General features: G+C 63.8%; 21 protein-coding genes and 2 pseudogenes. 4 read left to right on the top strand and 19 right to left on the bottom strand.

Going from position 1 to position 24,850, the window contains the following annotated elements; all coding sequences use genetic code 11:
• Positions 1-29: 29 nt before the first annotated feature.
• The 8 genes from trbJ to CK215_RS28455 form a co-directional block, all read right to left on the bottom strand.
• The gene (trbJ, locus tag CK215_RS28490) at positions 30-755 is read right to left on the bottom strand and encodes a P-type conjugative transfer protein TrbJ (RefSeq protein WP_095776536.1); all 726 of its coding nucleotides are present in this window, start codon (positions 753-755) and stop codon (positions 30-32) included.
• The gene (trbE, locus tag CK215_RS28485; RefSeq protein ID WP_095828283.1) at positions 752-3,202 is read right to left on the bottom strand and encodes a conjugal transfer protein TrbE; all 2,451 of its coding nucleotides are present in this window, start codon (positions 3,200-3,202) and stop codon (positions 752-754) included. The genes trbJ and trbE overlap by 4 nt, the downstream gene beginning before the upstream one ends.
• Positions 3,196-3,468: a VirB3 family type IV secretion system protein gene (locus CK215_RS28480; RefSeq protein WP_095776538.1), complete on the bottom strand. Its 273-nt coding sequence runs from the start codon at positions 3,466-3,468 to the stop codon at positions 3,196-3,198. The genes trbE and CK215_RS28480 overlap by 7 nt, the downstream gene beginning before the upstream one ends.
• Positions 3,468-3,776 (bottom strand): TrbC/VirB2 family protein, encoded by a 309-nt coding sequence (locus CK215_RS28475; RefSeq protein WP_095776539.1) that lies wholly within the window; start codon positions 3,774-3,776, stop codon positions 3,468-3,470. The genes CK215_RS28480 and CK215_RS28475 overlap by 1 nt, the downstream gene beginning before the upstream one ends.
• Positions 3,777-3,786: 10 nt before the next feature.
• Positions 3,787-4,755 carry a P-type conjugative transfer ATPase TrbB gene (trbB, locus tag CK215_RS28470; protein ID WP_095828282.1) on the bottom strand — a complete coding sequence of 323 codons (969 nt, stop codon included), beginning with the start codon at positions 4,753-4,755 and terminating at the stop codon, positions 3,787-3,789.
• A complete protein-coding gene (locus CK215_RS28465; RefSeq protein WP_095776689.1) occupies positions 4,752-5,165 on the bottom strand; it encodes a CopG family transcriptional regulator in 414 nt (137 codons plus the stop codon). Before CK215_RS28465 ends, trbB begins: the two co-directional genes overlap by 4 nt.
• 116 nt (positions 5,166-5,281) lie before the next feature.
• Positions 5,282-7,312: a conjugal transfer protein TraG gene (locus CK215_RS28460; protein WP_095776541.1), complete on the bottom strand. Its 2,031-nt coding sequence runs from the start codon at positions 7,310-7,312 to the stop codon at positions 5,282-5,284.
• A gap of 565 nt (positions 7,313-7,877) precedes the next feature.
• Entirely contained in the window at positions 7,878-8,267 is a 390-nt protein-coding gene (locus CK215_RS28455; RefSeq protein WP_095776542.1) for a hypothetical protein, read from the bottom strand.
• Positions 8,268-8,287: 20 nt separating this feature from the next.
• On the opposite strand from CK215_RS28455, the gene CK215_RS31500 reads away from it, so the two are divergent.
• A complete protein-coding gene (locus CK215_RS31500; protein WP_143749642.1) occupies positions 8,288-8,599 on the top strand; it encodes a hypothetical protein in 312 nt (103 codons plus the stop codon).
• A gap of 88 nt (positions 8,600-8,687) precedes the next feature.
• Here CK215_RS31500 and hemN read toward each other — a convergent pair whose 3' ends face one another.
• The gene (gene hemN, locus CK215_RS28445; protein WP_095807908.1) at positions 8,688-10,013 is read right to left on the bottom strand and encodes an oxygen-independent coproporphyrinogen III oxidase; all 1,326 of its coding nucleotides are present in this window, start codon (positions 10,011-10,013) and stop codon (positions 8,688-8,690) included.
• A gap of 593 nt (positions 10,014-10,606) precedes the next feature.
• Between hemN and CK215_RS28435 the strand changes: the two are divergent.
• Positions 10,607-10,879: pseudogene (locus tag CK215_RS28435) on the top strand (coproporphyrinogen III oxidase); the annotation flags it as partial.
• Between the two features lie 199 nt (positions 10,880-11,078).
• On the opposite strand, the gene glmS reads toward CK215_RS28435, so the two are convergent.
• Positions 11,079-12,902, bottom strand: a complete 1,824-nt coding sequence (gene glmS, locus CK215_RS28430; protein ID WP_095832904.1) for a glutamine--fructose-6-phosphate transaminase (isomerizing) — start codon at positions 12,900-12,902, stop codon at positions 11,079-11,081.
• 747 nt (positions 12,903-13,649) lie between these two features.
• Here glmS and CK215_RS28420 point away from each other — a divergent pair.
• Both CK215_RS28420 and CK215_RS28415 read left to right on the top strand, forming a co-directional pair.
• Complete coding sequence (locus CK215_RS28420; protein ID WP_095828278.1) at positions 13,650-14,288, top strand: LysE family translocator; 639 nt, start codon at positions 13,650-13,652, stop codon at positions 14,286-14,288.
• Between the two features lie 18 nt (positions 14,289-14,306).
• Positions 14,307-15,227: a dihydrodipicolinate synthase family protein gene (locus CK215_RS28415; protein ID WP_095832910.1), complete on the top strand. Its 921-nt coding sequence runs from the start codon at positions 14,307-14,309 to the stop codon at positions 15,225-15,227.
• A gap of 104 nt (positions 15,228-15,331) precedes the next feature.
• On the opposite strand, the gene fni is transcribed toward CK215_RS28415, so the two are convergent.
• From fni to CK215_RS28370, 9 genes and pseudogenes are all read right to left on the bottom strand, one after another.
• Complete coding sequence (gene fni, locus CK215_RS28410; RefSeq protein ID WP_095832909.1) at positions 15,332-16,381, bottom strand: type 2 isopentenyl-diphosphate Delta-isomerase; 1,050 nt, start codon at positions 16,379-16,381, stop codon at positions 15,332-15,334.
• An 85-nt stretch (positions 16,382-16,466) separates the two neighbouring features.
• Positions 16,467-17,368 (bottom strand): annotated as a pseudogene (locus tag CK215_RS28405) (hypothetical protein).
• Positions 17,365-18,915, bottom strand: coding sequence for a hypothetical protein (locus tag CK215_RS28400; RefSeq protein ID WP_095832903.1), 1,551 nt, complete (start codon positions 18,913-18,915; stop codon positions 17,365-17,367). The pseudogene CK215_RS28405 and the gene CK215_RS28400 overlap by 4 nt, the downstream one beginning before the upstream one ends.
• A gap of 309 nt (positions 18,916-19,224) precedes the next feature.
• On the bottom strand, positions 19,225-20,232 hold the full coding sequence (locus CK215_RS28395; RefSeq protein WP_170950424.1) for a polyprenyl synthetase family protein: 1,008 nt from the start codon (positions 20,230-20,232) through the stop codon (positions 19,225-19,227).
• 136 nt (positions 20,233-20,368) lie between these two features.
• A complete protein-coding gene (locus CK215_RS28390; protein WP_095832902.1) occupies positions 20,369-21,712 on the bottom strand; it encodes a cytochrome P450 in 1,344 nt (447 codons plus the stop codon).
• Positions 21,712-22,557, bottom strand: coding sequence for an SDR family oxidoreductase (locus CK215_RS28385; protein WP_095832901.1), 846 nt, complete (start codon positions 22,555-22,557; stop codon positions 21,712-21,714). Before CK215_RS28385 ends, CK215_RS28390 begins: the two co-directional genes overlap by 1 nt.
• Positions 22,544-22,852, bottom strand: a complete 309-nt coding sequence (locus CK215_RS28380; RefSeq protein ID WP_095776552.1) for a ferredoxin — start codon at positions 22,850-22,852, stop codon at positions 22,544-22,546. Before CK215_RS28380 ends, CK215_RS28385 begins: the two co-directional genes overlap by 14 nt.
• A 1-nt stretch (position 22,853) precedes the next feature.
• The gene (locus CK215_RS28375) at positions 22,854-24,143 is read right to left on the bottom strand and encodes a cytochrome P450 (protein WP_095832900.1); all 1,290 of its coding nucleotides are present in this window, start codon (positions 24,141-24,143) and stop codon (positions 22,854-22,856) included.
• A gap of 91 nt (positions 24,144-24,234) precedes the next feature.
• Positions 24,235-24,850 (bottom strand): cytochrome P450 (locus CK215_RS28370; protein WP_141245563.1); only part of this gene is annotated, 616 nt, incomplete at its 5' end.

The raw sequence follows: 24,850 nt of genomic DNA, 5'->3' as shown, positions 1-24,850 counted from the left end.
CCGCCTTCCTCATGTTGAAGTGCGAGTGATCAGTTGCCGGGATAGGCGGTGCCGGTGCCCAGGAAGCGTTTTGTCGTCTGTCGGGCAGCTTCCTCGGACTGCGCCTTGCGGGCGGCATCCTCGGCCTCGGCGCGGAACTGCGTCGCAAGCAGCGTCTGGATCTGCATCTGCTGCTTGGTCGAAAGCGCGATCAGCTGATTGGTGGCTTGGCTTGCCTGAAGCGCACCGGCCGCGCCTTGGCTGCGGTTGACAAGGTCGGCAAGCAGGTCGCCATCGCCGCGGACATTCTCAACAATTTGCGACTGGACACCCATGGTCTGGCGGAACGCCTGCATGGCACTCTGCCAACGCTCGCGAGCCGCGCTCGCCACGTCGCTGACCTTGATCGTGGCGTCGTAGCTTTCTGGATACTGCTGGCGCCACTGGTCCTGGAGCTTGCCGACATCGAAGCTCAGGCCACTCGCCTGGTCCATCAGCCCGTCGATCCGTTGCAGCGAACCGGTAAGCTGGCCAACCGAGGAAAAGTCCATGCTCTGAAGATTGCGCGCCATGTTCTGCAGCATGGTCGCCTGGTTCTGCAGCGACTGGATCTGGTTGTTGATCTGCTCCAACGCGCGCGCGGCCGAGAGCATGTTCTGCGTATAGTTCGATGGATCGAAGACGATCAGGGCATAGGCTGGCTGGACATAGTCGGCCAATGGCTTGGCGATTAGGGAAAGAGTGATCAGGCTGGAGAGAAGGCGGCGTCGCATCATGACGATTGCTCCATGTCAGGTTGAGGGAATTGCTGGAGATGCTCGGCGGCCCAACCGAGGCCACGCGCATCGAGAAATCGGGAGGCAAAATTCTCCTGCCCGTCTTCGGACAAGACGCTGTCGATCAGCGTCTGTGTGGCTGGGTCGGAGGCGCCGCAAAGTGCGAGTGTGATGGGACCCAAGCCCAGCTCGAAGAGGCGGTTGCCGCGACGCGACTGCAGATAGTACTGCCGCTTCGGCATCGCGCGGGCGACCATTTCGATCTGCCGTTCGTTCAAACCGAAGCCCTCATAGGCCGCTCTCGCCTGTGGCTCCACGGCGCGGTCATTCGGAAGAAAAATCCGCTGCGGGCAGCTCTCGATGATCGCGGGCGCTATTGAAGAGCCGGCGATATCCGCAAGCGACTGCGTAGCGAAGATCACCGACACGTTTTTCTTGCGCAGCACCTTCAGCCATTCGCGAATGCGGGCGGCAAACAGCGGGTTGTCGAGATAGACCCAAGCCTCGTCGAGCATGAGCAGCGTCGGCCGTCCGTCGAACCGCTCCTCGAGACGATGGAACAGATAGGTGAGCACCGGCAGCACAGCGCCTTGGCTGTGCATCAGCTCCTCGGTCTCGAAACACTGCACGTCGGACAGAGCCAGGCGATCGTCATCGGCATCGAGCAGCCGGCCGTAGGGGCCATCTAGTGTGTAGGGCATCAATGCGGACTTCAGCGCATTGGACTGAAGCAGGACCGAAAGGCCGGTCAGCGTACGTTCCTGCGCCGGCGCGGTGGCGAGGCTGCCGAGCGCCGACCAGATTGCCTCCTTCACCTCAGGCGTGATGGTGACGTTCTCATGCGCGATGAGGGTGGCAATCCATTCGGCCGCCCAGCTCCGGCTGGCTTGGTCGTCGATGTTGCGCAGCGGTTGGAACGAAAGCGCCCCGTCGGCACCCAGTGCGTGGTGCTCTCCACCCATGGCGAGTGTTGCTGCGCGGGCTGAATTGCCTTTGTCGAAGACATAGACCTGGGCGCCGGCATAGCGTCGGAACTGAAGTGCGATCAGCGCAAGCAGGACCGACTTGCCGGCACCGGTCGGACCAACGATCAGCATGTGACCGACGTCGTCGACATGAGTGGAGAGCCGAAACGGGGTCGACCCGCTGGTCACGGCGAAGAGAAGCGGAGGGGCCTCTTGCCGGGTGACCTTGGCGAGATGCTCGTTTGTCGACGGACCGGCCCACGCCGACGACAGCGGCATAAGATGGGCAAGGTTCAACGTGTGAATGAGCGGCTGGCGAACATTGGCATAGGCATGGCCTGGCAGCGACCCGAGCCACGCCTCGACCGCGTTGACGTTTTCACGGATTGTCGTGAAGCCGAGCCCATTGACGATGCGCTCGACCGCGCGAAGTTTCTCCGCGGCGGCTTGGCGATCCTCGTCCCACACCGTCACGGTCGTGGTGAGATAGCCGAAGCCGACATGATCCCCGCCCAATGTCTGAAGTGCTTCGTCGGCATCGAGCGCCTTGTTGTCGGCATCGCTGTCAACGAGCGGAACGGGCTCGTTGCTTACAACCTCGCGCAGGATAGCCACGATCGATTTGCGCTTGGCAAACCACTGCCGCCGCAACCGGGTAAGCGTCTTGGTCGCTTCCGTCTTGTCGAGAGGGATAAAACGCGTCGTCCAACGATAGGCAAAATCCTGATGGTTGAGGGCATCGAGGATTGCGGGGCGAGTGAGGTTCGGGAAACCAAGAATTGAAAGCGTGCGAAGATGCTGATCGCCCAGCATCGGTTCCAAGCCGCCGGTGAGCGGCGCATCGACTAGGATGCCGTCCAGATACATCGGCGTTTCCGGTACTGTGACCGGATGGCGACGGGTCGAGATTGTGCCGTGTAAGTAAGTCAGCGTCTCGGCATCGTCGATCGCGCGCACTTCGGGCATGAAGCCGGACAGCAGATCCAGCACACGGTCGGTATCGTCGCGGAACCGCGATAGCTCCTGGCGCCAGTCTCTTTCGGATTCTGGATGATGAGAGTCGACGAGCGCGCTTTCCGCACGAGCCTGGCTGTCCGCTGGCGGCATGAACAGCAATGTTAGATGGTAGCGGCTCTCGAAATGCGCGACCTTGCCCTCGAAAGCCGCGCGCCGTTCTTCATCGATGAGCCACGACGCCGCGTCGGGAAAGCGCGAGGCCGGATAGCCCAACGCTTCGACGCGTTCTGCCTCGAAGAACAATGCCCAGCCGGTGCCGAGGCGTCTCAGCGCATTGTTCGCCCTCGCGCAAATGCCGATGAGTTCGGCTTCCGTCGCGCTTTCGAGATCGGGGCCGCGGAACCGCAGCGTCCGCTGAAAGCTGCCGTCTTTGTTGAGCACGATGCCCGGCGCGACGAGTGCTACCCAGGGCAGATGGTCGGCAAGCCGGTCGGCCTTCCCGCGATATTCCGAAAGGTTCAGCATGCCAGCCACCCCCTCAGACGAAGGTGCCGGACAAGCACGCTGGCAAAGTCCGGATCGCGGCGGGCGGCAAAGACCGCCAGCGTGTGGCCGGCAGTCCAGAGCACCAGCCCGGCTATCCATTGCTCAAGGCCGAGCCCGATGGCTGCGGCAACTGTACCGTTGAGGATCGCTACCGCTCGCGGCGCACCGCCAAGCAGGATGGGCTCGGTCAGCGACCGGTGAACCGGTACCTCGAAGCCGTCGATATGCTGTTCTCCGGTGGCCATCAGACGAGTGCCCCGCCGCCGAAGGAGAAGAAGGAGAGGAAGAAACTCGATGCCGCGAATGCGATCGACAGCCCGAAGACGATCTGGATAAGCCGGCGAAAACCGCCGGCCGTGTCACCAAAGGCGAGCGTCAGGCCGGTGGTGATGATGATGATCACCGCGACGATCTTGGCGACCGGGCCCTGCACAGATTCCAAAATTTGCTGCAGCGGTTGTTCCCAGGGCATGCCGGAACCAGCCGCGTATGCCGGGGCGGTGACTAGAAGCGCGAGCGCGGTGGACGAAAGAAAGCGAAGCTTCTTGAGCATGAAGTACCTTTCAAAGCTGCTGGAGTTGAGGAGGCGTGAGCTGGGTGACGGCGTAATCGCCGCTGCCGTCGAGACCGGTGACCTCAGCAATCGCGTCGATGCGGCGCGATGATCCGCGCCCGGCGATGAAGACGATCAGATCGATCGCATCGGCGATGAGGCGTCGAGGAACGGTGACGACGGCCTCCTGAGCGAGTTGCTCAATACGGTAAAGAGCCGAGCGCGCCGAATTGGCGTGAACGGTGGCGATGCCGCCGGGGTGGCCCGTGTTCCATGCCTTGAGCATATCGAGCGCTTCCGCGCCCCTCACTTCGCCGACAATGATGCGGTCGGGTCTGAGCCGGAGCGTCGTGCGCACGAGATCGGCAAGCGTTACAGAACCACGCCTCGTTCTCAAGGCAACGCAGTCCTTTGCTGCGCATTGCAGCTCGCGCGTATCCTCGATCAGGATCACCCGCTCGTCGCAGTCGGCGACTTCGGTCAGCAGCGCATTGGCAAGGGTCGTTTTGCCCGAGGACGTGCCGCCTGCGACCAGGATATTGCGCCGCTCGCGCACTGCCTTACTCAGCACATCGGCCTGCAGCGGCGATATGATGCGGTCGGCGACATAGTTGGCCAGCGTGTAGAGTTTTGCCGCTGGTTTGCGAATGGCGAAGCACGGCGCCAGCACCACAGGCGGCAGCAGTCCTTCGAATCGTTCGCCCGACGGCAGTTCCGCACTGACGATCGGGTTGTCGGCATGAGCCTCGGCGCGCATATGGGACGCGACCAGGCGGATAATGCGCTCCGCCTCCGAAGGATGCATGTGCACGCCCGTATCGACGCGGCCTTCGCCCAACCGGTCGAGCCGCAGCGCGCCGTCGGGATTGACCATCACCTCGATCACCAATGAATCGGAGAGCGCCTCGGTGATCGCAGGGCCCATGGCGGTGCGCAGCATCGCGCGGCGACGATGGTCGGCCTCCGGATGAGAGCTCATCGTTCCCCTCCCCTGCCGTTCTCCTTGCCGAGAGACCGTTTCCCGGAAGCAATCTGGCGACCGACCTGCTCGATGAATTTGTCGAAACGGTCCTGAGCAATGGCTTGCGTCGCCTTGTCTGGAACCGGCGTGTGCGCGTGAAGCGTGATCGAAAAGCGAATGAAGAGCGCCAGGCTCTCCAGGATCATTTCGGCATCGCGCCGGACTTGAACGAGGTCGCGTGAAAGACGATCGAGCCGCACACCGTAGCGCCGGTCGAGCTCGTTCTCGCCACGCCGCTCGATGAACGCCTCAACAGCCTTGGCCACAATGGCTGATTTGGTCGTCGAGGGATCGCGACTGAGGTTCTCCAGCCTCTCGCTCAATTCGGGTTCGAGCAGAAACTGGTGACGAATGCGGTGGGTCTTCATGCGGCTCGTTCCGACGGGCCGGCGTTGCGCCGGCGACGGGAACAAGCATCGGCCAAACCCCCGAAATCGCTTATGGCCGTTATCTACGCTGAAGTACGCCGGCTACGCGCCGGCCTTCAGAAGCCGGGGACGATATCCTTGTCATCGCCCCTTCCCTCGTTGATGCCATAGGCACGTCCGACGGTGGAGATCCGGTCCATGACGCGCTTGTCGGCCATCGCCTCGCTATCATCGTCTGCGGGTCTGGACAGATCGTCCTGGTCCGGTTCCCGGGTGACGGCGGTATGTTCTTCGGGCAGGCCGGGATGGCGCTGCTGCTGAACACCTCCCTCGTCCGCAAGCGCGGCGCCAGCGTTTTCGTCGTCGGAGGCAAGACGACGGTCGACTCGGCGTACTTGGCCAGTCCAGTCGTCTTGGCGCGGCGCAGGGCAGTCGGGGTAGAGACCGTCATGCAGCACCGGCGCAGGCAGCATCCGTTCGGTGAAGTTCTGATCCTCGTAGTAGCGCAGCTTTTTGGCGCGGATGGGGGGCAATCCCGAAACGAGCACCAGTTCGTCCGAGGGCGGCAATTGCATCACCTCGCCCGGCGTCAACAGCGGGCGGGCCGTCTCCTGGCGGCTCACCATGACATGCGAGAGCCAGGGCGCCAGCCGGTGGCCCGCATAGTTGCGCATCGATCTCAATTCCGTGGCCGTGCCAAGCGCGTCCGAGATTCGCTTGGCCGTGCGCTCATCGTTGGAGGAAAAGGCAATTCGCACATGGCAATTGTCCAGAATGGCGTTGTTCTCGCCATACGCTTTGGAGATCTGGTTCAACGATTGCGCGATCAAGTAGGCGCGAATTCCGTAACCGGCCATAAAGGCGAGCGCGGTCTCAAAGAAGTCGAGGCGACCGAGCGCCGGAAACTCATCCAGCATCATGAGCAGTTGATGCTTGCGACTCTTCTTTGGGTCACCCTCGAGGCGCTCCGTGAGCCGTCTGCCGATCTGGTTCAGGATCAGTCGCACCAAAGGCTTGGTGCGCGAAATGTCAGATGGCGGCACGACCAGATAGAGCGATGTAGGTCGCGCGGCATCCATCAAGTCGGCAATCCGCCAGTCACAAGACGAAGTGGCCGCAGCCACGGTCGGATCATGGTAGAGCCCGAGAAAAGACATGGCGGTCGAGAGGACGCCTGAACGCTCGTTCTCCGACTTGTTCAGCACCTCGCGCGCCGCAGAAGCCACAACGGGGTGTACTTGAGGCCTTTCCGCCGCGCCCAGATGGTCGGTCGTCATCATCCGCTGTAGCGTTGCAACAAATGAGCGCTGCGGGTCCGACAAGAACGTGGCGACCCGAGCGAGTGTCTTTTCCTCCTCGGCATAGAGGACGTGCAGGATGGCGCCGACCAAGAGTGAATGGCTGGTCTTCTCCCAATGATTACGCCGCTCCAGCGCGCCCTCAGGATCGACCAAGATGTCGGCGATGTTCTGAACGTCGCGGACCTCGTTCGGACCTTTGCGCACTTCCAAGAGCGGGTTGTAGCGGGCCGATCGCGGATCAGTCGGATTGAACAATAGGCAATATGAGAACCTCGACCGCCAGCCGGCGGTCAGCTGCCAGTTCTCGCCTTTGATGTCGTGAATGACGGCCGATCCGGACCAGGAGACAAGAGTTGGCACAACCAGTCCGACGCCCTTGCCCGAACGTGTCGGCGCAAACGCCATGACGTGCTCTGGCCCGTCATGACGCAGATACCGATCATTCAGTTTGCCAAGGAAGACGCCTGCCGGCTGAAACAGCCCTGCTTTCTCGATCTCCCGCGTCGCCGCCCATCGAGAGGAGCCATAGGTAGTGACCAACCCGCGCTGACGCGCGCGCCAGAGGGAACCAGCGATCGCAGCGGCAAAACCCATCAATCCACTGGTGCCCGCAAGCATGCCGGCCTTGTCGAATACCTCGGGCGCATAGGCATCAAATTGGAACCACCATTCCAACAGTTTCCACGGCTCGTAGATCGGCCAGCCAGCCGCGACAAACCAGGGCGCGCCGAGTTGTTCCTGAAAGGCTAGCATATGAGCGCACCATTGTGTGGCAGCCCACACGCCGAGGAGAACGATGGCGAACACAATGGCGATCTGCCCAATCAGAAGCTTTGTGGGCGTCACTGAGATTGCTCCGCCGTTCTGGAGAGGTGGATCGAGAATCGCCCGGCGCGGCCGGAACGGGAATACACCCTATGTACGACTTGGTGCGATGAGGCTGTTTGGCGCGCCGTTGCTCTCCCTTCGAGATGTGTATCGATATTCGCGCATTCCCGAGCAAGTCTTGACTGCTGTGTCGGAGCGGGGCCCGTATCGTTCGTGCTTATCGTGAGCACGTCGGATATTTGGTAGGAGAGCTGGCGGTGGCGGTGCGGGCAAGCCGCTGAGGAATCCTGAACATCGAGTCCGATCTGGGGCACAACAGGCCTATCGAGATCGGATCGCGAGGTGAGCCTGGCCGCCATGGGAATTTCTCAGGCGAGCTGGGACATATTGGGCGCTGAGGATATCTTGGGCGATCTTCTCGGACGCCGAATTGCCAACATTCCTTGTGTGTCAAGGTTCGCCGGCGATGCTGTCGAACAGGCGGCTATCACTCCCCGGCCGTGGCACATCTGCGCGCTGCAGAAACTCGATGGGCCACCGGTTCAACGCCCACGCGGATTCCACAGACGCGTTCCGCCAAGCGCTAGTTGCCAAGCATATGACCCGCATTTCGCAACGCCCCTAGGAACAGGCTAGCAAGGTGAGTGACATCGATTTTGGCCTGCATTGACACCGGCATGCTGGTCCAATTTTCCAACGGCACAATGAAGCGGGAAAAGGTACCATTTACGACGCAGTAGCGGCTAACAAGGCCTTGTCTGTCCAACGCCACCACACCCATCTGGTCGTCTCGATATCGGATGGCTGCGATCCGCTGAATGTCGGCGTCATCGTCAACCCGCACGTCGAAAAGCAGGGTTCCGCGGCTCCTCGCTGCTATTTCCGCCGCTTTGTCATTGAAGCTCAAGCAGAGTGAGCGGACGCTTTCCACTGCCATCTGGAAAACCAACAAATCCAGTTCATTCACGGCCATGTGGGCAGTTGAGCCATTAGATGGATTATTGCAATGTCGCACACGGCTTGTTCACAGGTGTCGACCAACTCCACACGACCGATCGTTTTAGTCGATCGCCGATAAACGGCTGCTCCTTGGCTGCCGCTCCTGAGGGGCGCTCGCTGGCGTTAACGAGGCCGGGCTTCTTCACCACTCTTGAGAAACTTTTGCTTCCCCGCTTCGCCTATCTGCGCGTCGCCTGTGCAGCCGTCCGCATATCGGAAGCAGATCTCGAGGCTCGTTGCGCCCTCACCGCGGCCTTCTTGGAGGGCGGGAAGCCGCTTGAGGCCCGCTACGCCGGCGACGGCTAAAAAATCCTGATCTACAAGAAGGCAAACCGCATGTGCGTCGACTTTCGCTTCGGCGTCGCCTTGGCCTCCCTCACACTCGTTGGCTGACTCACGGGGCAACCCGGTCGAGAAAAGCATCGAATGCGGCAGCAACAGCGCGAATCGCAAAGCGATGCTGCCGCGATACGCGGACAAAACCCTTTTCGATGTCCACAATTCCGTCCTTGGTAAGCATCGCCAAGCGTTCAGCTGATTCGAGAAAATGGATCGGATCAGACCCGTGGGCGGCACAGATTGCCGGCACATCGGCCTTGAGATCGCACATTAGTCGCTCGATGATTGCGGCTCGCGCGCGGTCTTCGTCGGTAAGACGGTAGCCCTTTGACGTCGCCAGACGGCCAGCTGCGATGTGCCGGCTGTAGGAATCCCGTGTAACCTCGTTCTGGACGTAACCCTCGCCGACACGCCCGATAGCCGACGCGCCGAAACCGATCACGGTTTTGCAGGTGTCGGCCGAGTAACCCAGCGAGTTGCGTCGCAGGCGACCGGTTTTCTGTGCTAGGGCGAGATCGTCGTGGGGCAAGGCGAAATGGTCGAGCCCGATCTCTCGGTAGCCGGCGGCAATCAGCGTCACAGCAATGGCCGCATGCTGTTCGGCGCGGGCAGCGCTGCCTGGAAGAGATGCCTCCTCGATGAGGCGCTGATTCTTAATAAAGGACGGGATGTGCGAGTAGCCGAACGCCGCAAGCCGGTTGGGGCGCATGGCGACCGCCGCTCTCGTGGTCTCGACGCAAGATTGCACCGTTTGATGCGGGAGACCAAAGATGAGGTCGAAGTTGATGCTTCTCACTCCATGCCGACGCAGCATTTCGACGGCAGCCGCCGTTTGCGCCTCGCTTTGGACCCGGTTGATCGCTTTTTGAACAATGGGATCGAAGCTCTGCACGCCGAGGCTCGCGCGGCTCACGCCTGCTGCTTCCAAGGCTTCGGCCATCTCGGCCGTGAACGTGCGTGGGTCGATCTCAACGGCGATCGTAGCCGTTTTCGCGAGCGCAAAGTGGCGGCGCAGGAACTCCATTAGGGCGAGAAACTCTACTGGCCCCATGAGAGTTGGCGTTCCGCCGCCAAAATGCACATCGCTGACGGGCAGCGCCTGCGGCGCGTGCTCCGAGACCAAACGTATCTCGTCACGCAGCGCCGCCAGATAATCGAAGATCGGCGCATCATGGCGAGTGATGGCGGTGGGAAAGCCGCAAAACCAGCACTTTGATCGGCAGAACGGAACGTGCAAGTAGAGTGACGCCGGATCGTCAGCCGGTAGGTTCTTGAGCCATTCCTCATAAGCCTCGGCGCCGACCGCCCCAGAGAACTCCGAGACAGTCGGATAGATGGTGTACCAAGGCAGGCGGGCCTCGCGATCTTTTATGGTCTGCAATACTTACCGTCCCATGTTGATGCCTTCCATCCTTACCACTGCGCTCTCCTGAGTCTCTGCGCTATATCAGGCCGTTCCGCTTTCGGTCTGATTCGCAGCGATAAGCGCTGTTCAGCCTTGGCTGGACAGCGACGGTATGAGGACGCGCTGGTCCGCGACAAGCGCCATGGGTTTCCCGTCGAGAGTATCGTGCACACGGTTTGGGGCTAGTATCTTATCCCCTTCCCTTCAGCGTCCGCCTGGGCGAGGAGATGCTGCTGGAAGGCGGCATGGCGCATCCGACTAGTCGGATGCGGAGCTCGGCCAGTATCCCAGCTTCGATATCGACCGGATCGGCGGAATCCAACCTGGCGTCCAAAGACCTCGACGCGCTGACCGCCGCCGGCGTGCCCGCGCTCGCCGCGCAGGATCCTTCTAACAGGCCGATCACTTACGTCAAGGCGCCCTTCAAGTCGCTGATCGTCCCTGTCTTTGTCTCGCCCAATCTCGTGCTGTGCGGCCGCTATTTCGGTCGTCCGCTCGACCGAACCTTCGAGCGGTTCCTGGAAGCGTCCGATCATCGCTCGATCCTCTTGCGACTGGCCGGGGGTACCGGCGAGCGTTATGCCCAGAAGGAGGTTACACGGGATGGCTACAGCCGGCACATCGCAGCTGGCCGCCTGGCGAAGTCAAGGGGCTACCGTCTCACCGACGAAGACCACGCGCGAGCCGCAATCATCGAGCCGCTGACGTGCCGGCAATCTGTGCGGCCCACGGGTCTGATCCGATCCGTTCTCTTAGTTCAGCTAGACGCTCGGCGATCCTGGCCGAGGACGTGATAGTGGACATCGGAGGGGTTTATCCGCGTGCGGCAGGAGCATCGGTGATTAGCGCCATTGCTGCGTATTCGATGCTCTTCTCGACCGGGTTTGCCCGTAGGCCCAGCCCAAGCAGCGTGAGGGGCGGCCAAAGGGATAACCAATCGTTGCTAACCGGCATGTTCCACCCAGGCGGTGCGCGCCTGCACCGGTTGAAGGGGCTTGGAGTTTTGCCAATGGTGCGAGCGTACCTATGAAAGCTTCCCAATCATTCGACGGTGACTGATTTCGCCAGGTTGCGTGGCTGGTCGAGATCTGTGCCCACGCAGACTGCCGTGTGATACGCAAGAAGCTGTATCGGCAGCGAGAAGATCATCGGCGCGACAATCTCGTCGGTGGCCGGCAGCACGATCGTGTGCATCGTATCGAGTTTCGATGCGGCTGCCCCTTTGCCATCGGTGATGAGGATAATGCGCCCTCCGCGGGCGGCCACTTCCTGCATGTTGGAGAGGGTCTTGTCGAAAAAGCGATCATGTGGCGCGATGACGATCACTGGCATGTTCGAGTCTATCAATGCGATAGGACCGTGCTTCAATTCACCTGCCGCATAGCCCTCGGCGTGGATGTAGGAAATCTCCTTGACCTTCAGCGCACCTTCCATCGCCAGTGGGAAATTTGTGCCACGGCCGAGATACAGGACATGATGAAACTTTGACAGTTCGCGCGACAGAAGCTCAATCTCCGGCTGGACGCTGTCCAGTACCTGCCTCATGAGGCGCGGCATTTCCGTGAGGCTCCCGACGAGCGCCTGCACCTCAGCTTCCGTCACTGTTCCGCGGGCCTTGGCTGCGTGGATGGCGAGTGCTGCAAGAGCGGTGAGCTGGCAGGTGAAGGCCTTGGTGGAGGCGACGCCGATCTCCGGGCCGGCAAGGATCGGGAAGACCACATCAGCCTCCCGAGCGATGGTCGATTCGCACGCATTGACAACGGCGCCAATTTTCAGCCCAAGCTGCTTGCAGTACCTCAGCGCTGCCAGCGTATCGGCGGTTTCGCCCGACTGGGAAATGAAAAGAGCCGCAGACTGCGGCGACAGCGGGATCTCGCGATAGCGGAATTCGGATGCAACATCTATTTCGACCGGTAGGCGCGCATAGCGCTCGAACCAGTATTTTCCGATCAGTCCGGCGAGATACGCGGTGCCGCAGGCAGAGATCGCCAAGCTCGGGATCCTGGCGAAGTCGATGCCAAATACCGCATCGGCGCCATTTTCTATGATGTTGGTATACTGACCGAGCGCATCGGCGATGACCTCGGGCTGCTCGAGGATTTCCTTCTCCATGAAGTGGCGATGATTGCCCTTGTTGGCCAGAGTGGCCGCGGCCATGGAGGTCTGGCGCGGACGCGCGACGGGGAGGCCGTCGTTATCAAAGATGTCGGCGCCCGTCCTGCTGACTACGGCCCAGTCGCCGTCGACGAGATAGGTGATTTCATTCGTGAATGGAGCAAGCGCGATCGCGTCGGAGCCCAGGAACATCTCGCCATCGCCATGACCGATCGCCAGCGGTGGTCCATTGCGCGCCGCAATGATGGTCGACGGATCATCTTCAAAGAGGATGGCAAGCGCGTAGGCACCCCTTACGCTTTTCAGCATGGCATGCACCGCCTCACCGCGCCCCATGCCCGCCCGGCGGTGTCCTGCCAAAAGATGCGCAAGGACCTCGGTGTCTGTGTCGGTCTGGAACTCGGTTCCCGTCGCCGCCAATTCGTCCTTCAGCTCGGCGAAATTCTCGATGATACCGTTATGGACGACGGCTACACCGTCCGTGAAGTGCGGGTGTGCATTGCGTTCCGTCGGTGGCCCGTGGGTTGCCCAGCGGGTGTGGGCGATGCCGATGGTGCCACTCAGCGGCTCTTCCTGCAGCCTCGTCTCGAGATTGACGAGCTTGCCCTCGGCGCGCCGGCGGTGCAAGGTGCCCTCGGTGATCGTCGCAATGCCGGCCGAATCATAGCCGCGGTATTCCAGACGCTTCAACGCGTCGACCAGGCGCTCCGACACCGGCTGTTGCCCAACGATGCCAACAATCCCGCACATGTTTTTCTCCGAATTCTTCCCGGCAGCTTCAGCCGACGCAGACGAGGCCGAACACGCGCCCGGCCCGCTCAGTTAGAATCTTCTAATGAAATCCAGTAAGATCAGTAAAATTGATTATTAGGATATCTATCATTCACGCTATGGATGGACGAAGCCGGGGCCGCTGCGGGTGATGGAGCTGTTCAACCTGCGACCTGCGGCCGTGCCTTCTTGAGCAAATTCGACCCGTCGCTCCCGTACTGCGAGAATCCTCCTATACTGGACCGCTGAAAATCTCAGAAAGTGGCAGTTTATCTTGAGCCAGTGAGCTGCAATATTGGCTTGCAGTCAGGGAAGCGATTGGGACCGGTCGCGCCGTTCTTGGTGCTTGCGCTCGAATTGATGGAGTTGCCTGGATATTTGAGGGTCCCATCATCGACGTCGAATAGAGAATATTGCATGGGGATTTAGAGCCGCGAGCGTCCACGTCGATGCCACTTCTGACGGGAGTGGAATGCCCGACACAATGATGAACGGGGAGGCAGTCAACGATGGCGCGACGACATTTGCGTCACCTGCGTTGGAGACCGTGCCGGACGACGCATTGACGGAGGCGACGAATGCCCTGGTCGGAAGATTGAATGCCTTGATGCAAAATTGCGAGCCAAGAAATTGCCATCGCCCCCGGATGACGTTTCCGGTCGACGGATCCATGGCCGTGGCAATCCGGTGCGATCGATCCGATTGAGATTATCAAGGGCTGAGAGAATGAATGTCGATCTCCATCAGTTGCTCATCGTCTTTGCTGCTTATGTCATTGCCGCAGGGAGCCCCGGCCCGAGCAACATGCGCATCATGGGGGTTGCCATGTCGCGCGGCAGGGGTGCCGCGCTCATACTCGCCTCTGGCGTCGTCAGCGGCTCGATCTTCTGGGGTTTTATGGCCTCGACCGGCATCTCCGCCCTCTTGGCCAGGTACGCCCAGGCACTGCTCGTCCTGCAGGTTTTCGGGGGCCTTTACTTGCTATTCCTCGCCTTCAGGGCGGGACGGTCGGCGCTTACGTCGAACGAGAAGCTGGCGGTGCACGCCTCGACCGACGGAGTCGCTTTTTCACGGGGTGAGCTCTATGGAAGGGGTCTCTTGATGCATTTGGCGAACCCTAAATCCGTGCTGGCATGGATCGCGCTCGTCACACTGGGGATCGGCCCGAATTCGTCGTGGCAGACCATGGCGGCCATATTGGGTGGCTGCGCCGTCCTAAGTGTCACGATATTCTGCGGCTACGCCATTGTCTTCTCCACACCGCCGATGGTGGCTCTGTATCGCCGCTGTCGCCGTTGGATCGAAAGTCTGCTGGCGATGTTCTTCGTGTTCGCCGGGGTGCGCATGCTGCTTTCCCCTATGTAGCTTCGAAAGGAATGGATGATGACTTTGTTTCGCGGCATGTCGGCGTTCCCCCTCACGCCAACCGATGCGGAAGGGCATGTCGAGACCGAGGCATTGGCTCGTTTTCTCGAGCGTATTCAACGAGCGGGAGCAGACTCCATCGGCCTTTTGGGGAGCACGGGCGGTTATGCTTACCTCACGAGGGAAGAGCGCAAGCGTGCCGTTCAGGCTGCCGTGGAATGCATCGGCGGCAAAACGCCTCTTGTCGTGGGGGTGGGTGCATTGCGTACCGACGAAGCTCAGGCTCTGGCGCGCGATGCAAAATGCGCTGGCGCTGACGGCCTGCTCCTGGCACCCATGTCCTACGTTCCCCTGAACGAGGATGAAGTCTTCCAGCACTTCGTCTCGGTTGCCGAGGCGGGGGAACTGCCTTTGTGCATATACAACAATCCAAGCACCACGCGCTTCACATTCAGCGACGCATTGATCGCCCGGCTGTCAGAGGTGTCCAACATCGTCGCCGTGAAAATGCCTCTGGCGGTGAATGAGGATTACACGGGAGAACTGGCACGCTTGCGGTCGATGACGCCTGACACGTTCACAATCGGATACAGCGGCGATTGGGGCGCGGCGGATGCCCTACTCGCCGGATGTGACACCTGGTACAGCGTTGCGGCAGGTCTGCTGGCGGTCCCGGCGCTTGCGCTGACGCGTGCGGCGCAGTCCGGCGACGCGGTGGAGTCCACTCGGTTGAATCGCGCTTTCGAGCCGCTCTGGACGGTGTTCAAGCGCTACGGCAGCTTCCGCGTTATGTTCGTCGTCGCCGAATACCTCGGTCTGGCGCACGTCCAGCCACCGCGCCCCATTTTGCCGTTGCCGGAGGACGCCGGAGACGACATCAGGCAGGCACTGGAGAAGCTCGAGATAGCCGAGCACACAGCATGCCAGTGCAACTGCTAGATTAGGCAGCCGGCGCGCTGGCGTTCCGCGCACAGTTCGAGATGGAGGTCAGGCGGCGCATCGCTGCTCAACGCCGCTTTGACCACGTGCGGACTACGCCGGCATTAACCGGCGGGCAGATGCGCCGAGGGCAGCAAGCGCGCCTGACGCAACGCCGCCAGATCAGCCGAGCCGGTGCAGAAGCAGGCGACTGCCAGCTGGCGGATGACGATCTCGAAATGCGCGACAACCGCCTCGGTGGACACCGTCGCCGCGGGCAGCACGCCGGCCGCCTGGCCGGCGAAGTCCGCGCCCAGGCGGATGGCCTTGGCCACGTCGCCGCCGTCTCGGATTCCGCCCGACGCGATCAACTTCACCGTTGGCAGCGCCCGACGTACCGCCTGCACCCCGGCCGGGGTCGGAATCCCCCAGTCGGCGAACGCCATCGCCACTGCACGGTCCGCGGCATCGCGGGCCCGCTCGCCCTCCACCGCGGCCCAACTGGTGCCGCCGGCGCCGGCGACATCGATCACCGCCACGCCCGCCTCGACGAGCGCAGAGGCCACCGAGGCGGACAGGCCCGAGCCCACTTCCTTGGCCACGATCGGCACGCCCACACTGCGCGCGGCACGAGCGATCTGCGCCAGGACGCTGCGCCAGTCGCGGTCGCCCTCCGGCTGTAGCGCTTCCTGCAGCGGATTGAGATGGACAATCAGTCCATCGGCCTCCAGCGCATCAACCGCCCGGCGCGCCAAGTCTAGGCCGTCGGCCTCGCGCAGTTGCGCGGCGCCGATATTGGCCAACAGGGGGATGTCTGGGGCCAGGTGTCGCAGCGCGCGCGTCAGCCCCTGGGAGTTGCGGGATTGCAGGCTCACGCGCTGCGAACCGACGCACATCGCGATCCCCAAGGCTTGAGCTGCCTCGCTCAGATGCCGGTTGATGGCCTCGGCGCGAGGCGTGCCGCCGGTCATGGAGCTGATCAGCAGCGGCGCGCGCATAGTCTTGCCTAGCAGCGAGGCGCGCAGGTCGATCTGCGTCAGGTCCAACTCCGGCAATGCGCAGTGTTCGAAACGGATATACTCCCAGCCGGCGGCGACCGTGGCCGGCGCCGTTCGCCGATCCAGCAGGATGCCAAGATGGTCGTCCTTGCGCCGGCTCAGGGCGGAGTCGTTCATGCTCGCTCCATCGGTCGCATCGGGCGACGGCGTTGCGTCGGATCGCACTGACGGCAGCGCGCGCACGTCGCCGCCTCCCGCGCCTTCAGGCCGGCCCACGCTGGCCTCCCCCGCAGTGTCCCTGCGGTAGCGGCTGGCCGAGGTCTGGTAAAACTGCGTGCGGATGGCTGCCATGGCCTCGATCAACGGTCCCCACGGCGCGGGAAAGCGTGCTTCCGCAATCACTCGGTGCAGCATGCGCGTATGGCCGGCCAGCTCGTCGTTGAGGAACTTCACCACAGGCATAGCCGGATAGCGCTGCAGCAGCAGAATCGCCGCGTTGTCGGCCTCGCCGGCCGACCTGTCCTTGTCGCGTCCATGCAGATCGTTCTGCAGACGCCCTATCGCGGAGATGAGCCGCAGGACCTGGCGAAACGCCGGACGCGCGCGCAAAGTCGCCATGTCCAGCCCCCACAACAACGACAGGCAACACAACACGTTCCTGTAGGCGATCGAATGGACGCCGTTGTGCAGGTACTCGGCGTAGGACCAGCGTTCCGCCCCTGCTGCCTGCGCGTCTCCGGCGCGCAGCGCCGCGCAGTAGCACCGGGTATCGTCGAGAAGCTGAGCATAGTCGCGACGATCGTAGGCGAGCCCGGCCAGCGAAGCGCTTAGCACAGCGCAGCCCTCGAATCCGGGGAGTGCGCACGGTACGCCCTGCCCCAGCGCCTGCTCCACCGCGGCGAGCTGCTCCGGGGCGATCAGCCCAAGGTCATTGCAATCGTCGAGCCAAAACAGCAGCGCCAGTTCGCGATAGAACGTCACGATCAGCGTTTCATCCTGCGGATCGCGGCCAGTGCGGGCGCTGGTGTCGCGCAGGCTCTGGTCGATGCGCTGCAGGATGTACTGGCCGCCCCTGACCGCTTCCACGGCATGCTCGTCGGCGAACCCGGTCAGGGAACGCCCCCACTCCAGCACCTGCTGCAGCGCGCGTTCGGTCTGGGTCATGGCGCCGCTCCTGCTCCCTCGGCCAGCACGCGCTGCCCCCAACCAAGCGCCAGCCACAACCCGGCGAGTTCGGCCACGCGCACCACCCGGGTGGGGCAATACAGTTCTTTGCCGATCCACAGCGGCATCTGCCGCAATGCATGCGCCGTATAGCGGGCGAGCATCCACTCCAGCGCACGCGCCACGGCCTGCGCGATGCGTCGGCGCCCTATCGGCTCTTCGCTTCCGTCCATCACGTGCAACGCGAACAGCGCATAGGCGGTTTCCTCGAATGTGGACGCGCGACCGGCGCCCCAGCCGCCGTCGTCGCGCTGCGCCTGTAGCAGCGCCGCCAGCGCGCGCTCGTCGCGCCAGTGGGGCTTGCCTTGAGCCAGCGCAGCGACCGCATGCGCGGTGGGATACAGCCAAGAGACATGCCATTTTTCGTTATCCCATAGACCGTGCGGGTTGCGATTGGCCTCGACGTAGGCGCTAGTGCCGGCGGCGGCCTTTCCCAACAGTCGCAACGCATGCAGGGCATGGATGTTGGTCGAGACCGAAGCATTGCGCTCGCCGGGGAAGGTGACGAATAGCTCGCCGTTTTCGAAATGGCGCAACGCATCAACCGCCGGGTCGCGGCCTGCAAGGCGTAGGACGCATAACGCAACGGCGGTGTCGTCCGCATCGGCCGCGAAGTGCAAGGCCGGGCCCAGACCGCGCACGCCCAAGCGGGCCTCGAGCTGCGCGACGATCACGCGCACCATCTCAGCGAGCGCGGGATGCGCGAACAGCCCGGCCAGATGCAGGGTGTACAGCGACCAGCATGGCTCGAACACATTGATCGGCCAGACGCCGGGAACGACACCTTCGATGCCGCTGCGCGTCGCCCGCGATGCCGCCTCCAGATACGCGTCGGCGCACCCGACCTGCGGCCTGCTCCCCTGTGTCACGGCCTGCGCACGCCACGCGGCGGTGGCCGCCGGACTGATGCCGATGCTGCCGTCAGCATCCGGGCATGCGGTGGTCGGCGACGTCCCCCAGGCTTCCCAGGAGTGCAGCAGCGGATGGCCGGTCGGCAACGTCGCCACCGCCCCCAGCTTGACCAGGCACGCTTGCCGCAACGGCAACAGCGCCGGGTGGCGCGGAAGCGCCACGCCGCCCAGCAGGGATGAAGCCTCGCCGCATAACTGCGGCAGGATCAGCTCCGCGCCGATCGGCGCGTCTTCCGGCACCGCATCCGCGTAGGGATCGGGCTGACGCTTGAGGAATCGGGTTGCAGCCTGGACTGCGTCGGCAGAGCCGGGAATAGGATCGGCACGTTGCAGTGCGAGCAACGCCGCCCACGTGGGCGCATGGCGGAACAGCGGGAAGTCCGCGTTTCCCCATCCGCCATCGGCCTGTTGCTGCGCGATGAGCCACGCGTAGGCGTCCTGCCGTCCGGTGACGTTGCCGTGGAAATGCAGAGCTCGCGCCGTGTCGTACACGGACGGACCGACGGCGCCGCCATCGCTCATCTCGCTCAGCAGGTGGCGCAGTTCGGAAAGGACCTGTTCGGACAGCGCGTTCACGCGGGATGTTCCTTCGGCAGACGGTTGACGAGAATCAGGATCGGGCAGACGCCGCGCGCCTCGCCGCAGGCCCGTCGCGTCGCGGCCCGGCGCATGTGCAACGCCGGGCGGCCGCCCTGCTGAGGCGCGGCGACGCGCCCCGATGCTGGCGCCGGTGCGCTGCATAGGCTTGCGCGCGGCGCGCCGGTGTGCCGCGGCCGTGCTGGGCAATCGCTGACCATCACCGCGGACTCGGACGCAGCGCAGCATGCACCGCTGGCCCCGGCCGATCGCAGCGGCACATGGGCGACTTCATTCGGACGGGCGCGCTCATGCGCATGGCGCGTGCTTGCAGAGATACGCTTTGGCCCGCTGCAGCATCTGCGCCAACGGTTCCGCACGCGGCCCCAGCGGGGCGATGGCCTCCCCGGCGTCGCGCAACAAATCCAGCGCGAACTGGCGCGCTGCCTGCAGCCCCATGATCGACGCGCAAGTCGGCTTCTGCGCCGCCGCGTCCTTGCCGGGGGTCTTGCCCAGCGTCGCGGCATCGGCTGTCGCGTCGAGAATGTCGTCGACCACCTGTAAGGCGAGCCCGAAACAGGCGCTGTAGCGATCGAGCGCACGGTACAGCGCAGCGTGCACCGTATCCTCCGCAATGGCACATAGCGTGCCCATGCGGACGGACGCGCGTACTAGCGCCCCGCTCTTCATCCGGTGCATCGCCATGATCCTGTCCAGCTCGACGTGCTTTCCGACTAGCGACAGATCCAAGGCTTGCCCGCCTGCGGCACCCTCGGCGGACACCGCCTGCGCCAGTTCGCGCACGAGCGCTATACGGTTGTTACCCGGCGCATCCAGCGTCGCCAAGGTCAGGAAGGCGTGCGCCTGCAGCGCATCACCGACCAGGATCGCAGTGGCTTCGCCGAACTTGACGTGCACGGTCGGAAGGCCGCGGCGAAGCACGTCGTTGTCCATCGCGGGCAGGTCGTCGTGGACCAGGGTACAGGCGTGCATCATCTCGATGGCGGCTCCGACGTCGTCGAGCATGTGCGCCGGCGTATCGGCCAGTGCGCCGGCAGCCAGACAGAGCAAGGCGCGGGTGCGCTTCCCGCCGTGCAAGGTGGCGTAGCGCATGGCCGCCATCAGCTCGGTCTCACCGTCATCTTCGGCGCAGAGAAGACGCGCAAGCGCCTGTTCGACCCGCTTTGCGCCGTCCTGCATCCAGATCTCCGGCGGTAGCGCGCCGGATGCGCCGCGCGCCTGCGCGCCCAATCCGCCGAGCGCGGAAACGCCAGTTCGGTCGTCGTGTAGCGTGGAACCGGTCTGCATGTTGTTCATAGTCCTTGTACCTGACACGGCCACTGCGAGCGCCGAGCCGCCGCAGTTTTGCCGGCGCCGAGCGGTTGCGCCGAGTGCTGCAATGCTGCCCGTCGCCGGCGCCGCTGCCTCGCCACACGGGGCATGCCATGCCAGGTCATGAGAAACCGATGCGGACTGTCATGGACGGATGTGCGGTCGGGTAATAGCGCCGGCCTTTTTCGACGCCGCTCAGCAAACGCGGCCGCACCCCGGCCTCGTGCATGGTCTGCGCCAAGGCGATGCAGAACTGCACCATTTCCAGCCATACCAAGTGGTAGCCGATGCAGACGTGTGGGCCGGTACCGAACTGCAGCATGTCCACCGGCCGGATCGGCTCCGTGCGTTGCAGCCACCGCGCCAGGCGGAACTGATCAGGCGCCTCGTGCAGCAGCGCCGAGGTCGAGAAATGCAGCAGCGGGATGCACAGGTGGGTGCCCGCGGGAATGCGCCGCTGGCCGAGCTGCAATTCCTGCAGCGCGCGACGCGGCAGGAGCGTGGTCGCCGGATGCACTCGCAGCGTCTCGCGGAACAGCGCCTCGGCGACCGGACACTGCGCCAGGTCCGCGTGCCGGGTCGGCACCGCGCCTACGCGCTGCGCTTCCTCGACCAGGACGTCCCACAGCACAGGCTGCCGCGCCAGCTCGATCACCATCCAGGCCATCGTCGAGGCGGTGGTGTCGTGACCGGCGAGCAGCAGCAAGCGGATGTTGGCGACCAGTACGTCATCGGAGAGCGCATCGTCGCTGCGATCGAAGGCGCTCACCATGTCGTTGATCAACCCGGTGCGCCCGGCATTCGCGCGCGCGTCGCGGACGAACTGGTGCAACTGCGCGTCGATCCAGTCGCGGGCGGCGCGGCCGCGCCGGAAGGTCAGTCCGGGCAGGTCGACTGGGGGCGCGACGATCAACTGCAGCAGTTGCCGGTACTTGCGATGCCACCTCGGCAGGTCCTGCGCGGGGATTCCCATGAGGCTGAAGATTAGCTTGAGCATCAGGTCGCCGGTTTCGCGCAGGATGGTTACGTCGCCGCGGTCGCGCCACGCCTGCACCCGCGCTCGGATGACGGGCGCGAACAGGTCGCCGATCCCGGCCTGGGTCAGCCCCTTCGGCAGGAACGCTGCCTTGATCGCATCGCGCGCCTGCCGGTGCGCGCCGCCGTCCTGGGCGACCAACGTTCCGCCAAGCAATTCGGGCGCGATCTCTTCGATCAGCGCCGAGGACACGTCCTTGTGTCGGAGCAGTGCGAACGCATCCGGATCCATGCAGGTCATCAGGTGGCCGGCAGGGCCGAAATCCAGCCAGAAGTAGCTGCCCAGCGTCCGTTCCGCGCGCCGCAGCAGGCGCGGCAGGTCGCAGACGATGGCGGGAAGATGCCCGATCAGCGGGAAAGCGCCGGGCATGACCGGGATGTCATGCCGCAGCCGGTGCCGACGGTCCAGGGGGTTGAGCAGCATGTCCATCAGCAGTGCTGCTCCGCGGCCGCTTCGGCGATGCCCCCGGTAGGCCGCGCGGCGGGGCTGTTGCCTCCGTCGGCGTATGTCGGCACATGCGCCAGCATGCCGCCGTCGATGCACACGACCTGCCCGGTAATGAAGGCAGCATCGTCGGAGAGCAGGAACGCCACCAGCGCGGCCACGTCCTCGGGGCGGCCGACACGCGGCAGGAGCTGGTGCCGGCGCAGATGCCATTGCATGCATTCGTCAAGCTTGGCGAGGAGACGCTCGGTCATGATGAGACCCGGCGCAACGGCGTTGCAGCGGATCTGCGCATGACCATACTGCGTGGCGAGCGAGGCCGACAACATGTTCAGCGCCGCCTTCGACGCGGCGTAGGACGTCTGCGCGCTGTCACCGCTGAGCCCCTGGCATGACGACATGTTGACGATCGCGCCACCGCCGCGGGCGATCATCAGTGGGATGGCCTGTCGGCAGCAGAGCAGCGTGCCGCGCAGATTGGTCGCCATCGTCTGATCCCAGACCGCCAGGTCCAGGTCGAGGATCGCGCAGTCGCGCGGGGTCAGATGCATGGCGCTCGCGTTGTTCACCAGCAGGTCGACCCCACCGAAGTGCCGCTGCGCCGCCTCGAACAGCGCTGCCACCGCCTGCGCGTCGGCGATGTCCATGGCCAGGGCCAGCGTGTGGTCTGCTTTGGCCGCGATCTGCGTGGTGCAGGAGATGGCCGCCGAGGCATCAATGTCGGCCACCACCACTCTGCCGCCCTCGCGCGCGATGGCGAGGGCGCATGCCTTGCCGATGCCGGCGCCGGCGCCGGTCACCACCGCCACCTTGCCTTCAAACCGTCCCATCGTGTCCTCCTGGATTGCGTTGGTCTTTCGCGGCATGCCGCTCGACCTCCACCGGAGAAGGCGCAGGGTCGGCGCTGGCGAGCTCCTCATCGCCAGCGTCGCTTTCGATGACCAGAATGGCGGCGACTGGGCACTGGCTGGCTGCGAGCCGCACGGCGGCGTGCAGCGCCTGCGGAATCGTTGCCACGCACAGTTCGGCCACTCCGTCCGGTTCGCGCTGGCGAAAGGTGCCCGGCAGCGTCAGCGCGCACTGCCCGGTGGTTCCGCACAGGTCCTGGTCGACCACCACGCGCATCTCAGCCCACCTGCGCTTGCAGCCGCACCGGCAGCGCGCGGAACGTCCTAAGGAACGCGGAGGGCTCCCGGGTCGGCTGCTCGGCCAATGCCAGCGTGGGGAAGCGCGCCTGGATCGGCGGCAGGCTCTCGGCCAACTGCACCCGGGCGAGTTGCGCACCGAGGCAGAAGTGGATGCCGTGGCCGAAGCTCAGCATGATCTTCCCATCGCTCGACATGCCAGGACTGGTGCCGTAGAACCGCGCGGGATCGAAGCGGTCGGGATCGGCGAAGGCTTCGGGGTCGCGATTGCCGGCCGCGATCAGCACGCGCACGTCCGCGTTCTTTGGGATTACCGCGCCGCTCAGTTCGATGTCGCGCTGGGCGATACGCGGAATGGAGCTGAACATGGCGGGCGCGTCGCAGCGCAGGACTTCTTCGACGAATGCCTTCACCCCCACGGCGTCCCCCTGCAGCCAGTGCCGCTGTTCGGGAAACGCCAACATGGCCAAGACCGCATGGTCGATACTCGAAGCAGTGGTGGCGAAGCCGCCCAGCAGCATGCCCCACAGCATGCTGATCAACTCCGCATCTGACAGCGTGTCGGCATCGTCGTCGTGTGCGCCGACCAGCATCCAGACGATGTCGTGGCGGGGATCGGTGCGTTTGCGCCGGATGAGCTCACCGAAGTAGGCTTGCACCTTGGCGCTGGCCGCATCCGCCGCGGCGAGTTGGGGATCGCCGGCGTGCGGGCTCAGGCCTTCCAGAATGGCGCCGATGCCGGCGGCGAGCCCGAACATCTCGTCCTCGGGCATGCCGAACAGTTCGGCGAACACCAGCATAGGCAAGGCCAGCGCGAATTCCCGATGCAGGTCCACCGCCTCCCCGCGCTCCAGCGCGGGCGCCATGGCGTCCAGGCGCGCTGCGACGATGCGCGCGATGCTCGGCCGCAGGTTGTCGATCTCGCGCATGGTGAAATCGCGCGAAATCAGCCGGCGCAGACGCGTATGCGTCGGTGGTTCCTTCATCGCTAGCGTGGACGCCAGCAGACTGAGCGAAAGGCTGGTCGCCGCACGCGGGAAATAGCGCGCCAGTTCGCCCGGAGCCGGTCCCCGAAACGCATCGCCCGTGGCCTTGAGCGCCCAGTAGATGTCGGCGTGGCGGCTCAACAGAAAGAGGCCTGACGCCGCGCGATGCACCGGATCGTGCTCGCGCAACCACCGCATGAATGGATACGGGTCGTGGATGCACGCTGGCGAGGCGAGTTCGGCGAAGGCGTCCCGGCATGCTGCCATGGTTTCTTGCACGTCCATCTTGGTTACCTATTGGCTGGCTGATCTGACCGGCGCGCCAGGGGCGCCGGCAAGTTGCGGAGAGATTGCGATTCCCGGCGGCGTCCGTGAATTACCAGAGCACCGGGAACTCCTCGAACCCGCCAGTGATGATCTCCTTGCGCAACTTCAGCGCTTCGGGCGCCACGGCCAGGCGCAGCGCGGGAAAGCGCTGGAAGATCGAACCGAACACCACCTTGAGTTCCAGCCTGGCCAGCGCCATGCCGATGCAGTAGTGCGGCCCGTGCGAGAACGTCAGGTGCGGATTTTCGTCGCGTCCGATATCGAAGATTTCCGGGTCGTCGAAATGGCGCGGATCGAACGACGTCGCCGGCAGGCCGACGAGCACCTTGCTCTCCGCGGGGATATGCACGCCCGCGATAGTCACGTCGGTCCTCGGATAGCGCATGATGCCGTCCCAGCCCGCGCCCGGCGGGTACATGCGCAGGATTTCCTCCACCGCCTTGTCCACCAGGGATGGATCGCTGACCAGGCGTTCGCGCTGTCGCGGATGGCGGAACATGGCCAGCAGGCCGAATTCGATCTGCGCCACGGTGCTCTCGTGCCCCGCCACCAGCATGCCCGCCGCCAGGCCGATCGCCTCTTCCTCGGTCGCCTTGCCCTGGTCGACCGCCGAGAGCAGATCCGTCAGCAGGTTGTCGCCCGGATCCTGGCGCTTGTCCCACATC

The organism is Mesorhizobium sp. WSM3864, assembly GCF_002294955.1.
In the GTDB taxonomy this organism is placed as follows: Bacteria; Pseudomonadota; Alphaproteobacteria; order Rhizobiales; family Rhizobiaceae; genus Mesorhizobium.
The sequence above is the reverse complement of the archived record's forward strand: the minus strand, read 5'-3'. Positions and strand labels throughout refer to the sequence as shown.